This window comes from Pseudoalteromonas sp. MIP2626 (assembly GCF_013414205.1).
GTDB lineage: Bacteria > Pseudomonadota > Gammaproteobacteria > Enterobacterales > Alteromonadaceae > Pseudoalteromonas > Pseudoalteromonas nigrifaciens.
In genome coordinates this window covers 1-13009 of sequence record NZ_JAATTW010000043.1, presented here as the reverse complement: position 1 = coordinate 13009, position 13009 = coordinate 1, and the positions used below count along the sequence as shown (strand labels likewise).

At 39.9% G+C, this 13009-nt stretch carries 13 protein-coding genes and 1 tRNA gene; 10 read left to right on the top strand and 4 right to left on the bottom strand.

What is annotated here, in order from left to right:
- Positions 1 to 43: 43 nt before the first annotated feature.
- From truA to purF, 6 genes are all read left to right on the top strand, one after another.
- Positions 44 to 838 carry a tRNA pseudouridine(38-40) synthase TruA gene (gene truA / locus HC000_RS14565; protein WP_086998470.1) on the top strand — a complete coding sequence of 265 codons (795 nt, stop codon included), beginning with the start codon at positions 44 to 46 and terminating at the stop codon, positions 836 to 838.
- Positions 839 to 992: 154 nt separating this feature from the next.
- Positions 993 to 1868: an acetyl-CoA carboxylase, carboxyltransferase subunit beta gene (gene accD, locus HC000_RS14560; RefSeq protein WP_011328732.1), complete on the top strand. Its 876-nt coding sequence runs from the start codon at positions 993 to 995 to the stop codon at positions 1866 to 1868.
- Between the two features lie 25 nt (positions 1869 to 1893).
- A complete protein-coding gene (gene folC / locus HC000_RS14555) occupies positions 1894 to 3159 on the top strand; it encodes a bifunctional tetrahydrofolate synthase/dihydrofolate synthase (protein WP_179808017.1) in 1266 nt (421 codons plus the stop codon).
- 11 nt (positions 3160 to 3170) lie between these two features.
- Positions 3171 to 3800 carry an SPOR domain-containing protein gene (locus HC000_RS14550; protein WP_179808016.1) on the top strand — a complete coding sequence of 210 codons (630 nt, stop codon included), beginning with the start codon at positions 3171 to 3173 and terminating at the stop codon, positions 3798 to 3800.
- A gap of 195 nt (positions 3801 to 3995) precedes the next feature.
- Positions 3996 to 4490: a CvpA family protein gene (locus HC000_RS14545; RefSeq protein ID WP_041454502.1), complete on the top strand. Its 495-nt coding sequence runs from the start codon at positions 3996 to 3998 to the stop codon at positions 4488 to 4490.
- An 18-nt stretch (positions 4491 to 4508) separates the two neighbouring features.
- Positions 4509 to 6035, top strand: coding sequence for an amidophosphoribosyltransferase (purF, locus tag HC000_RS14540; RefSeq protein ID WP_179808015.1), 1527 nt, complete (start codon positions 4509 to 4511; stop codon positions 6033 to 6035).
- Between the two features lie 93 nt (positions 6036 to 6128).
- Here purF and HC000_RS14535 read toward each other — a convergent pair whose 3' ends face one another.
- Positions 6129 to 6728, bottom strand: coding sequence for a Yip1 family protein (locus HC000_RS14535; RefSeq protein ID WP_011328727.1), 600 nt, complete (start codon positions 6726 to 6728; stop codon positions 6129 to 6131).
- 223 nt (positions 6729 to 6951) lie between these two features.
- Here HC000_RS14535 and miaE point away from each other — a divergent pair, with 223 nt between their 5' ends.
- Entirely contained in the window at positions 6952 to 7719 is a 768-nt protein-coding gene (gene miaE, locus HC000_RS14530) for a tRNA isopentenyl-2-thiomethyl-A-37 hydroxylase MiaE (RefSeq protein WP_179808022.1), read from the top strand.
- 18 nt (positions 7720 to 7737) lie between these two features.
- On the opposite strand, the gene HC000_RS14525 is transcribed toward miaE, so the two are convergent.
- Positions 7738 to 8478: a UDP-2,3-diacylglucosamine diphosphatase gene (locus tag HC000_RS14525; protein WP_011328725.1), complete on the bottom strand. Its 741-nt coding sequence runs from the start codon at positions 8476 to 8478 to the stop codon at positions 7738 to 7740.
- Between the two features lie 112 nt (positions 8479 to 8590).
- Positions 8591 to 9082 carry a peptidylprolyl isomerase gene (locus HC000_RS14520; protein WP_011328724.1) on the bottom strand — a complete coding sequence of 164 codons (492 nt, stop codon included), beginning with the start codon at positions 9080 to 9082 and terminating at the stop codon, positions 8591 to 8593.
- A gap of 155 nt (positions 9083 to 9237) precedes the next feature.
- Between HC000_RS14520 and cysS the strand changes: the two genes are divergently transcribed.
- Both cysS and HC000_RS14510 read left to right on the top strand, forming a co-directional pair.
- Positions 9238 to 10617 carry a cysteine--tRNA ligase gene (cysS, locus tag HC000_RS14515; protein WP_179808014.1) on the top strand — a complete coding sequence of 460 codons (1380 nt, stop codon included), beginning with the start codon at positions 9238 to 9240 and terminating at the stop codon, positions 10615 to 10617.
- A 188-nt stretch (positions 10618 to 10805) separates the two neighbouring features.
- Positions 10806 to 11702, top strand: a complete 897-nt coding sequence (locus HC000_RS14510; RefSeq protein WP_179808013.1) for an EamA family transporter — start codon at positions 10806 to 10808, stop codon at positions 11700 to 11702.
- A 30-nt stretch (positions 11703 to 11732) separates the two neighbouring features.
- On the opposite strand, the gene folD is transcribed toward HC000_RS14510, so the two are convergent.
- Positions 11733 to 12587 carry a bifunctional methylenetetrahydrofolate dehydrogenase/methenyltetrahydrofolate cyclohydrolase FolD gene (gene folD, locus HC000_RS14505; RefSeq protein ID WP_179808012.1) on the bottom strand — a complete coding sequence of 285 codons (855 nt, stop codon included), beginning with the start codon at positions 12585 to 12587 and terminating at the stop codon, positions 11733 to 11735.
- A 345-nt stretch (positions 12588 to 12932) separates the two neighbouring features.
- Between folD and HC000_RS14500 the strand changes: the two genes are divergently transcribed.
- A tRNA-Pro gene (locus HC000_RS14500) sits at positions 12933 to 13009 on the top strand.

Below are 13009 nucleotides of genomic sequence, written 5' to 3'. Positions count from 1 at the left end.
ATAAAATGCCCCGTTCATTAGCACAGTAGGTAAAGCAGTAATTATGCGAGTAGCACTTGGAGTTGAATACAACGGCGCACGCTATAGTGGTTGGCAACGACAATCACACGTAAACAGCGTACAACAAGAAGTAGAAACAGCGTTATCGCGTATTTGTAATCATCCGGTTGCAATTGTATGCGCAGGGCGTACCGATGCCGGTGTGCATGGTACCGGGCAAGTTGTGCACTTTGATACAGATGCACCACGCGATATGGTGGCATTTACTTTAGGCATGAATACATTGTTGCCAAAAGATATTGCTATTCGTTTTGCTCAGCCAGTGGCTGATGATTTTCATGCTCGTTTTAGTGCTACAGCACGCCGTTATCGTTATGTTATTTATAATAACCCACTTCGTGGTGCGGTATTAAACGAAGGTGTTACGCACTTTCATCACACGCTTGATGAAACTAAAATGCAAGAAGCGTGTCAGTATTTAATAGGTAAATACGACTTTACGTCGTTCCGCGCTATTCACTGCCAAGCAAATACTGCTATTAGAACAATTCAGCATTTATCGGTACAGCGCCAAGGCACTTACGTTATTATAGATATTAAAGCCAATGCTTTTTTACATCATATGGTACGTAATATAACGGGTTGTTTAATGGATATAGGCTTACATAAACAACAACCTGTTTGGCTAAAAGAATTGCTAGATTTAAAAGAGCGAGCAAAGGCAAGTGCAACCGCTAAAGCTGCCGGTTTATACCTGGTAGATGTTGATTATCCTGAACAATTTAACATACCTAAAACGCCATTAGGACCTTTGTTTTTACCAGATATTAGTATTTAATTAGGTGGTTTTTAACTGTTTAATCTAAGCGCTGGCAACTACTAAGACCAGTTTTTGATACCGTGTTAGTGTAATTCATGTTTTAATTGAGAAAATTTGTTTGCATGATAAGCATGCAAGCTCGCGACACAGAACAGCATTAAGAGAGTTGCAAATGAGTTGGCTAGAAAAAATCTTACCTAAAACGACAAAAGCATCAGGTCGTAAAGAAATTCCAGAAGGTGTTTGGGCTAAGTGTACATCGTGTGATTCTATTTTGTATAAAGCCGAATTAGAAAAAGCATTGAATGTATGTCCTAAGTGCGATCATCATATGCGTATTAGTGGGCGTAAGCGCCTTGAGTATTTTTTAGATGAAGGTGACCGTGTAGAACTTGGTACACAGCACGAACCTAAAGATGTGCTTAAATTTAGAGACTCAAAAAAATACTCTGACCGTATTACAGCGGCGCAAAAATCAAGTGGTGAAAAAGACGCGCTTGTGGCAATGAAGGGACATTTAAAAGGTATTCCTGTAGCTGCTGTAGCATTTGAATTCTCATTTATGGGCGGTTCAATGGCATCGGTAGTAGGTGCTCGTTTTGTTGACGCTGTTGATCAATGCTTAGAGCATAATATGCCACTTATTTGTTTTTCGGCATCTGGCGGCGCACGTATGCAAGAAGCACTTATTTCATTAATGCAAATGGCTAAAACCAGTGCCGCGCTTGCTAAAATGACAGAAAAAGGCTTACCATTTATTTCAGTTATGACTGATCCAACAATGGGCGGTGTTTCTGCATCGCTTGCTATGTTGGGCGACATTAACGTAGGCGAGCCAAAAGCATTAATTGGTTTTGCAGGGCCGCGTGTTATTGAGCAGACAGTGCGTGAAACACTCCCTGAAGGTTTTCAGCGCAGTGAATTCTTGCTTGAACACGGTGCAATAGACATGATTATTGACCGTCGTGAAATGCGCGATACATTGGCACGCATTTTGGCTAAGTTTATGAACTTGCCTTCTACTGAGCAAGAGCATAGAGTAGCGTAAATTTAAGCTTTATTGATCTAACGCTATGACAAAAACAATTCCTAGCCAATCATCAAGCCTTGATGATTGGCTTTTTTATTTAGAAAGTGTTCACCCTTCAAATATTGCAATGGGGCTAGAACGCGTTGCCAGTGTTGCTAATAACATTGGGCTATTAAACACCTCAAGTAAAATTATTTTGATTGCCGGTACCAATGGTAAAGGCACCACAGCACGCTGCCTAGAGTCGTTACTTTTAGCGCAAGGCCTGAGCGTAGGTACGTATGCTTCACCACATTTAACGCACTATAACGAACGTGTACGGGTAAATGGGCAAGAGCTTAGCGACCAGTATCATGTTGATGCCTTTCATTTACTAGAACAAGGGCGCAAAGATACCGCACTCACTTATTTTGAATATGGCACCTTGGCTGCGCTGGCAATTTTTAAGCGCTGTGAGGTTGACTACGTACTCTTAGAGGTAGGTTTAGGCGGGCGTTATGACGCCACTAATATTGTTACGCCTTTTGCGAGTGTTATTACCACTATCGATTTAGATCACAAAGAATACTTAGGTGATACGCGCGAACTCGTTGCTTATGACAAAGCGGGTATTTTTCGTGAAAATACGCCGGCTATTATTGGCGATTTAAATATTCCCCATACCATGACTGATTATGGCGATGAAATAAATGCCAAGATGGTTTTATCAGGGAGTGACTTTATATTTAAAGAACACGCAGATACCTTTAGCTGGCAATATCAACAGTACAACCTTGAATTAGCTAAACCAGCAATTCCTAGTCAAAATGCAGCAACAGCGTTAACCACGCTAAGTGTGTTAAATTTACTCCCGAGTGAGTCGGTGATCAAAGCCTGTTTAGCAAACCTGGTTGTGGAAGGGCGTTTTGAGCAGTTAAGCGACCAACCCTTGGTATATACCGATGTAGCGCATAATCCTGAATCGGCTCGATATTTAGCAAGTAAATTACTAAGCTACAAAGATAAAGGCTTTAAAATTCATGCATTAGTCGCTATGCTTGCCGATAAAGATAAAGCAGGTGTGCTTAAAGAAGTAAGCCATTTAGTTGATCAATGGTCGTTAGCGAGTTTAAATGGCCCTCGTGGTGATAGCGCTAGCAACTTACAAAATGCGCTACAAAGCATACCGCATAATGATATTAAGCATAGTTATAATAGCGTAGCAGCAGCACTCGATGTAATTTTGCCAACACAACAAAACGATACAGTTTTGATTGTTTTTGGTTCATTTTTTACCGTTGCTGGCGCTATTGATTACTTTAAAAAATAGAGAGAATATCGGTGAACTCAAGTTTTATAAATCGCTTAGTCGGAACAAGTATCGTGGTAATAGCAGCAATTGTGTTTATACCTAACATACTTGATGGTGAAAAAGTGCACTATAAAGAAGGCTTTAAAGCGATTCCAGAACGCTCTGAGTTCAAAACAATCGATCTGCAGCAAGAAATTGATGAAAACGTAGCCGGGGCAGACTCGTTGCAACAAGATGAGATAGAAGACATTCAAGCAGATGATATCGCTTTTGAACAACAAGCTAACATTGCTCAAAGTGACTATACATCAGAAGCTAAAGTGGTAGAGGCGGTAATAGCACCTAAAGCTCAACCACAAGCAGCTGCGCCGGTACAATCAATCAAGCCACGCCAAAACAATGAGAACCTAACCAGCATGGCTTATGTCATTCAATTAGGTAGTTTTTCTCATGCCGCAAACGTAAAAGCGCTGCAAGCAAAGCTGCAAGCTAAAGGGTTCAAAACCTTTACTAAGCCAGTAAAAACGCCAAACGGTACATTAACTAAAGTATTTGTTGGCCCATCGCTTAATAAAAATGAGTTACAAAAGCAATTACCAGCACTTAAAGAGCTAACTAAGCTCAATGGTAAAATAACGCAATTTGAAGTAACCAAGTAACGTATTGCACCTAGCCTTGTGTGCAAGGTTAGGTGTTTTTATTAGTCGTATTACACTTCTCATATGTTGGTCAAAACTATTTTAATTAAGGTTAAAATTTACTGTTTTGGGCAACCAGTTATCTCCCGCTTAAACTTGCATATTAACGATGTTTAGGTATAGAATGCGCCCCAAATTAGCGACTAATTGGTTCTTATGATCTGGGTTGATTACGCCATTCTTGGCATTATTGCACTATCTACCGTCATCGGTTTAATACGCGGCTTTGTTAAAGAAGCTATGTCATTAGCTGTATGGGCTGGCGCTTTTATCATCTCTAGCTTGTTCTATCAATATTTAGCTTCCTTCCTAACTACCATTTCTGAACCCCTTTTAAGAAATGCAGCGGCCATAGCCATATTATTCTTTGTGACGCTATTGTTGGGCGGTTTACTAAACTACATTTTAGGTGAATTAGTACAGCGTACTGGTTTATCAGGCACCGACCGTGTTTTTGGCATAGTGTTTGGTGCTCTTCGAGGCGTGTTGGTCGTGAGCGCGTTACTCTTCTTTCTTGATGCTTTTACAGGTGCGCCTAATACGCATTGGTGGGGCAACTCTATTTTGATTCCGGAATTTGGCTTTGTTGTTGAATGGTTTTTTTCATACCTTGAAAACAACTCAAGCTTTTTAAATTCAGTAAACCGTTAATCGGCGAGGATAAATTACATGTGTGGTATCGTTGGAATAGTCGGAACATCGCCAGTTAATCAGGCGATTTATGATGGCTTAACTGTTTTGCAGCATCGCGGCCAAGACGCTGCGGGTATTATTACCATTGACAACAATACGTTTAGCTTACGCAAAGCAAATGGTTTAGTGAGAGATGTATTTCACACTCGCCATATGAAACGATTGCAGGGAACAATTGGCATAGGCCATGTTCGTTACCCAACAGCAGGCTCGTCAAGCTCATCAGAAGCGCAGCCATTTTATGTAAACTCTCCTTTTGGTATTGCATTAGCACATAATGGCAACCTAACGAATGCAGAAGAGTTAAAAGAGCAATTGTTTTCAGAAGCACGACGCCATGTAAACACCACCTCTGACTCAGAAATATTGCTTAATATTCTTGCGCATGAGTTAAGTAAATCAAACAAGCTACAGCTTGGCGCAGAAGATATTTTTACCGCTATTACCGAAGTAAATAACAAAGTGAATGGCGGCTATGCTGCTATCGCGATGATTATTGGCCACGGTGTGGTGGCGTTTCGTGACCCTAATGGTATTCGTCCATTGGTATTTGGTAAACGCGAAAGCGCAAAAGGCACCGAATACATGTTTGCTTCAGAAAGTGTTGCACTAAAACAAGATGGTTTTGAATTTATTCGTGATGTAGCACCAGGTGAAGCTATTTATGTAACCGAAAACGGTGAATTTCACTCGTTAAGCTGTGCAGATAAAGTATCTTATTCACCATGTATTTTTGAGTTTGTTTATTTTGCTCGCCCCGATTCAACCATTGACCGTATGTCTGTTTATGCAGCACGGGTAAATATGGGAACTAAATTGGGTGAAAAAATAGCACGTGAGTGGGCTGATAAAGACATTGATGTGGTTATTCCTATTCCTGAAACATCGTGTGATATTGCGCTCGAAATAGCCCGTGTTCTTGATTTACCTTACCGCCAAGGTTTTGTTAAAAACCGTTACATTGGCCGCACATTTATTATGCCAGGCCAAGAGTTACGTAAAAAATCGGTGCGTCAAAAGTTAAATGCCATAGATCGTGAGTTTAAAGGTAAAAACGTATTACTGGTTGATGACTCAATTGTGCGTGGTACTACCTCAGCGCAAATCGTTGAAATGGCTAGAGAGTCGGGTGCTAAAAATGTTTATTTTGCATCAGCTGCTCCTGAAATACGTTTTCCTAATGTGTACGGTATTGATATGCCATCTGCAGCCGAGCTGATTGCTCATGGCCGTGAAGTGGAAGATATTAATGCAAGTATTGGTTCTGACGGTTTGATTTTTCAGTCATTAAAAGATTTGATTGCAGCGGTTGGCAAAGAAAACCCTGAAATCACTAAATTTGAAACATCAGTATTCGATGGCCAATATATAACTGGTGATATTGATCAAAACTACTTAAATCGTATTGATAAAATGCGTAATGACTCTGCAAAAAGTACTCGCGAAAATGCGATGTCTTCAGGGTTAGAAATTCATAATCAAGATGAAAACGAATCAGACTAATCGTTAAAAATATTTAAATAAAAAAGGAGCTAATTAGCTCCTTTTTTTTGTGCAAAAAAGCATAAATACTTTTACTCCAACGCGGTGTAATGCTTATGTAAACATGGGGCTCACTATTCCATTAGTCCATAGCATAGCGGTAACCGCTAAAATAATAACCAGTAAAATTAAGCCACAAGTTACTACAGAGCTTGCGTAAATAAAGCCTCGTTCTTCTGGTATATGCATTAATATTGGCACACCGGTATAAAGTAAGTACACCGAGTAAGCCAAAGCAACCATGCCTACGCACACCACAAACCATAAATGTGGTAAAAAAGCAGCTAGTGCCGACATAAACACCGGGGTTGCAGTATAAGCTGCTAGTTCGAGGGCTTGAGTGAAAGTGGGCTGAGCACCAAAGGTTACTCCCATCCAGTGGGCTAAATAAGCCAAAGCAAATATACCCGCAATTAGCGCCACATACATTGCAATTGCAATAAGTAGTGCACTGTCATGGGTTAAAAATACTGGGTTTCCTGTACCTATACTCCATCCTAAATATACCGATGAATAGTACCCCATAACCGAGGGAAACAGCGCTATCAACACAATATGCGAGAGGCTATAAGTTAGACTTTCATGGCGATTATCAATTGTTTGCCATTCTTCAAGTGGGTGAGCGTAAAGCCCCCATAGGTGGTTTAGTATCATAGTGTTTACTCCATAAAAGTAACTTATTAGTTTTTTACTGTTTTATTTTTATACAGTCACTATACAGTTATGGTTCACTTGCAATACAAAGTCAAGGCAACATTGTATTAACATTTTGAAGTTGTAAATGATACCCATGTAAAAGTAGGCCGTGGTGATCTTTTAAAAAGGTTTCATGGTAAAATCGTTATTAAGTTTAAAGTTATACTGAGATATGCAAAAAGTGTCTACGCAACAATTATTAGCGCCAATTTTAAGTTTTTTAAAATGCGAAACCCCACAGCAGTGGGTTGATGAAGCGATAAAAAAAGAAAATTTATCGATTATATTAATCGACCATTTGATATGTGAATTAAAAGCAGCGCAATCAGCGATGTTTTTAATTCGTAAGTATGCGGTGGATAAAGAAAGTAGCGACGCTCTGCTTGAGTGGCTAAAACCGTTTGAAACATTAATTTATAAACGTGAAGGCAATTGGCGTGACTTAGCGGCTAAAAATAAGCTTACCAAGGCTATTATTCCTAAATCTAACTCGCCGTATGGGCAAGAGTTAATCGATAAAATGGTGATGCTAATAAAAGAAGAGTTGCATCATTTTTATCAAGTATTAGAAATTATGGAGGAGTATGGTGTTGAATATAGAAGTATTACCCCATGTCGTTATGCTAAAGGTATGCTGCGCAATGTAAAAACCTTTGAGCCAGATGCTCTGGTCGATAAGCTTATAGTGGGTGCTTACATTGAGGCGCGATCGTGTGAGCGTTTTGCTAAGCTTGCTCCGCATGTAGATAAACGTTTAGGTGACTTTTATATATCGCTATTGCGCTCAGAAGCGCGACATTATCAAGATTATTTAACGCTGGCGCAAGAAATTGCCGACTTTGATATTACCGAGCGAGTGCAGTTTTTTGCAGAAAAAGAACGTGAGCTCATTGCAACGCCCGATACCGACTTTAAATTTCATAGCGGTATTCCTGCATTAAAAAACTAACCTTTTGTAGCACTCATTTTACGCCTTAAAAGGAGTGCTAATTAACTTTTGAGCCTGTGGTGTAACCACTAAATATGAGCCTTGGGTGTACCAGTCACCTAAAACCGTACGCGTTAAAGTTTCTTGGTTTACTGTGTAAGTATGCACATTAGGGCGATGAGTATGACCGTGGATCATATTAGTGACCTGGTGCTTAGCAAAAGTAGCGAGTACGGCGTCATCAATCACATCGAGTATTTCAAGGGGTTTATTGGCTTGGCTAAGTTTACTTTTTTCACGTGCATTACGGGCTATTTTTTTACGATACCATAGTGGCATAGCCAACATTAGTTTTGGCCACCACCATCCACGGCTTTTACGACGAAACTTTTGGTACTCTATATCTTGAGTACACATTTCATCGCCATGTAAAATAACCGTTGGTGTACCGTATAAATCTATTACGGTTTGCTCATCAAGTAAGGTCATGCCTGCCATTGCGGCATACTTGTCGCGCATAATAAAGTCGCGATTACCATGAATAAAATAAACCGGTGTACCGCCATCACTGACTGCTTTTAAATGCTTTGCTACATTAGCGCTCAGCGTTGTAATGTAATCGTCGCCAACCCATACTTCAAAAAAATCACCTAAAATGTACAGTGCATCTACATCTTGATTAAGTATGTGCGTATTTAAAAAGCTAAAAAATGCCGCGCTAATATCAGGGCGGTTTTCACTTAGGTGTAAGTCGGCAATAAAATAAGTTTTGCGAGTCATAGATGAGTCTTTTTAGATAAAATAAAAGCGGGCTTATATAAATTAAGTAAATATTTAAACTTAATTTATATTAATACCCGCTTATATACTCACATAATGTGAGTAAACGCTATTAGTTAACAGTAACGCTTTCGATAATTACATCTTCAAGTGGTACGTCTTGGTGAAAGCCGTTGCTACCAGTTGCTACGCCTTTAATTTTATTAACTATGTCCATGCCTTCAACAACTTCAGCAAATACACAGTAACCCCAGCCTTGCGACGTTTCGCTGCTGTGGTTTAAAAAATCGTTGTCGTTAACGTTAATGAAAAATTGCGCTGTAGCTGAGTGTGGATCAGGCGTACGTGCCATTGCTAAAGTACCTACTTTATTTGATAGGCCATTGTTAGCTTCATTTTTAATTGGATCATTTACTTCTTTTTGATCCATACCAGGGATAAAACCACCGCCTTGAACCATAAAACCATCGATTACACGATGAAAGATAGTGCCGTTGAAAAAGCCAGCATTTGCATACTCTAAAAAGTTTTTAACTGTGTTTGGAGCTTCTTGATCAAACATTTTAATGGTGATGTCACCAAAATTAGTGTGTAGAACAACCATGAGGTTTCCTGTATCTGGTTTAAATAGTCGCGCTATTTTATCTCAGTTAGCTAAGATTAACAAAGTAGATGTTTGCTTTGTTATAAAGCGCTAGAGCAGGGGCTTTTCAAGTGGTAACATAGCTGTTCAAGTTAATAGTCAAGGACTCAAAGTAAATGGTTAATATATACAACACACTAACGCGACAAAAAGAGCAATTTAAACCCATGGCCGAAGGCAAAATCGACATGTATGTGTGTGGTATCACCATTTATGATTACTGTCATATTGGGCATGCGCGTACCTTTGTTGGCTTTGATGTGATTGTTCGCTACCTTCGCCACATTGGTTACGATTTAAAATACGTGCGTAATATTACCGATGTTGATGACAAAATAATTAAACGCGCTAACGAAAACGGCGAGTCAATAAACGACTTAACTGTGCGCATGACGAAAGCCATGCATGAAGATTTTGATAGTTTAAACATGTTACGCCCCGATGTTGAACCAACAGTAACTGCGCACATGGATGAAATTATTGAAATGGTTGAGCGCTTAATTACCAAAGGCCATGCTTATGTTGCTGCCGATGGTGATGTATTGTTTGATGTTTCTACCTTTGAGCAGTACGGCGCATTATCGCAGCAAGATTTAACCATGCTGCAATCAGGATCGCGTGTTGAGGTTGCTCAAGATAAAGACGATCCGCTTGATTTTGTATTGTGGAAAAAAGCCAAAGCGGGTGAGCCATCATGGTCATCTCCATGGGGCGAAGGGCGTCCAGGTTGGCATATTGAATGTTCTGCTATGAGCTCAAAGCATTTGGGTGAGCATTTTGATATTCATGGTGGGGGTTCTGACTTACAGTTTCCGCATCACGAAAACGAAATTGCACAATCGTGCTGTGCAAATAATGGCAAGTATGTAAATACTTGGATCCACACGGGTATGGTGCAAGTAAATAAAGAAAAAATGTCTAAATCGTTAGATAACTTTTTTACCGTTCGTGAGGTATTAAAACAATACGACGCTGAGTCGGTTCGATACTTTTTAATATCAGGCCATTACCGCAGCCAGCTTAATTACTCGCAAGAAAACTTAGACCAAGCACGTTCATCACTTGAGCGTATTTACACGGCATTACGTGGTGTTGAGCCAGTTGAATGTGAGCTTGAGGGTAATGAGTATGTGGCTAAGTTTAGAAAAGCTATGAATGATGACTTTAATTCGCCAGAAGCATTACCGGTTGTATTTGAAGTTGCTAAAGAGCTAAACCGAGTAAAAGAAAGTGATAGCGAAAAAGCAGGACATTTAGCCTTCATTCTACGCAGCTTAGGTGAAATACTTGGTATTGCTCAACAAGCACCTGAGGCATTTTTACAAGGCGGTCAAAACGACGATGAAGTGGCTGAAATTGAGGCACTGATTGTAAAACGTAATGACGCACGTGCCAGTAAAAATTGGGCTGCAGCAGATGAAGCTCGCGATGCTTTAAATGCATTGGGTGTAATACTTGAAGATTCAGCGGGAAAAACAACGTGGCGTAAAGCATAGGGGTTATTAACCTTTGCGGATTTAGCCATAACGCGCGGATCACAAAAAAAGGGTTGCCATAGGGTAACCCTTTTTTGGTTATATCAATTGCAATAAATTGATTATGCTTTTAATAAAATTGATATTGTTGACCTCAATTATAGTTGAGGTTTTAAACTCACATTCATCAATTTAAAAATGGAAAATTAATGAATATTTTACTTGCCATGATCCCTGCTTTTTTATGGGGAACAACTTATGCGGTAACTAAATACGCAACCCCAGAGTGGCCGCCAATTTTATTAGGAGCCATACGTGCACTGCCTGCCGGTTTATTATTGTTGTTATTTAAACCTTCTTGGCCAACAGCAAAGCAATGGCCTGGTATCTTTTTAATCGGCACGATTAATATTGCGCTATTTTTTAGTTTTATTTTTGTAATGGCAATTAACCTACCTGCAGCTATTGCAGGCGTGGGTATGGTGTCAGTACCGGTAGTGGCATTATTGTATGCCTGGCTTGTTAAACGCCAACAGCCAGCGCTAGTACAAGGTTTTTGTGGCCTTGCTTTAGTGGTTTTAGCATGGTGCTTATTTGATCCACAGCATGTAGCACTTAATGTATTGGGAGTAGTGGCACTGATAGGGGCGCTATTAACTATTGTTATAGGCAGTACGCTGGTAAAAAAAGTAACCGCTAAAGTTCACTGGTGGACGGTACTTACCTGGCAGTTAATCATTGGCGGTAGCTTGTTAGCAATTGCCGCTATGGTTCAAGCTTTTTATTTTGCTCCACAGCAGTATCAATTTTTAACTGCATCAATAACTAGCACCCAATGGCTGGCGTTATTTTGGCTGGTGGTACCTAACACTGCTTTGGCTTACATCCTATATGTTTGGTTATTAGGACGAATGTCAGTAGTTGAATTTACATTTGGCACTATAGCCAACCCAATTGCCGGTATTTTATGTGCAGGAATATTAATTAACGAGCAGTATGCAAATTGGCAGTACGCGATTATGTTATTAATGATTGTGTTTTCGGTTTTGCCACAAGGCTTGGACTTAATAAAACGTAGAATGATGATACAAAAAGCCCGCAATTAAGCGGGCTCTTCATTGCTTTATTTTTGTTTATTAGCTGTGATATTTCTCACACGCTTCTAATGTATTTTCAATTAAGCTGGCAACTGTCATCGGGCCTACACCGCCTGGTACAGGAGTAATAAAGTCAGCTTTTTTCTCAGCTACACTATATTCAACATCACCCACTAACTTACCGCTATCTAAGCGGTTAATACCTACATCAATAACAATCGCACCTTCTTTAACCCAGTCACCAGGAATAAATTCAGGTTTACCAACTGCAACCACTAATAAATCGGCCCGACGAACATGGGTTTCTAAGTCTTGTGTAAACTTATGACAAACAGTGGTAGTGCAACCAGCTAACAATAGCTCTAGTGCCATAGGACGCCCTACAATATTAGATGCACCTACAACCACAGCATGCAATCCTTTATAACGCACACCCGTTGAGTCAAGTAAGGTAATAATACCTTTTGGTGTACAAGGACGAAGGGCTGGCATACGTTGGGCTAGTCGGCCTATATTGTAAGGATGAAAACCATCTACATCTTTATGCGGAGTAATACGTTCAAGAATCTTTTCTACATCAAGACCTTCAGGTAAAGGGAGTTGTACTAAAATACCGTCAATTTCTTGATCGTTGTTTAATTCATCAATTAACTCTAATAGTGTTTGCTCAGTGGTATTTGCTGGTAAATCAAAGGATTTAGAGATAAAACCAACTTCTTCACAGGCTTTACGTTTTGAGCCAACATAAACCTGACTCGCAGGGTCGAGTCCTACAAGCACTACTGCAAGACCGGGCGCACGAAGGTTTTGTGCTACTCGCTCTGAAACGCGTTGTGCAACTGCGCTACGTACTTGTTTTGCTATTGCTTTACCATCAATGATGTTTGCCGTCATGGGTGACCTTTAATTAGGGTTAATTAACTTGATACAGATACTTAAAATGGATATACAAAAAATAGGGGTAATGTAATAAAGAAATACTTACTTTATTAAATCCATTTTTAATATGTTTACTATTTTCGCAGAAAAGCACTAAAGCGCCAAGTTGCTTTTAGCTAATAGCGTATTTGATTATACAAAATAGTCTAAATTTCAGCCGGCTATTAGGTTATTCTGGCTATTATGAACTAAAAGTGAGCAATTGAATTGTTTTCTTAAAAAAACGTTTGACCTAACCCAGCCAAATCACTATTATGCACCCCGTTGTCAACGAGGTCACTCGCTAACAATTATAAGCATCGGCGATTAGCGCAGTTTGGTAGCGCACTTGGTTTGGGTCCAAGGGGTCGCAGGTTCAAATCCTGCATCGCCGACCA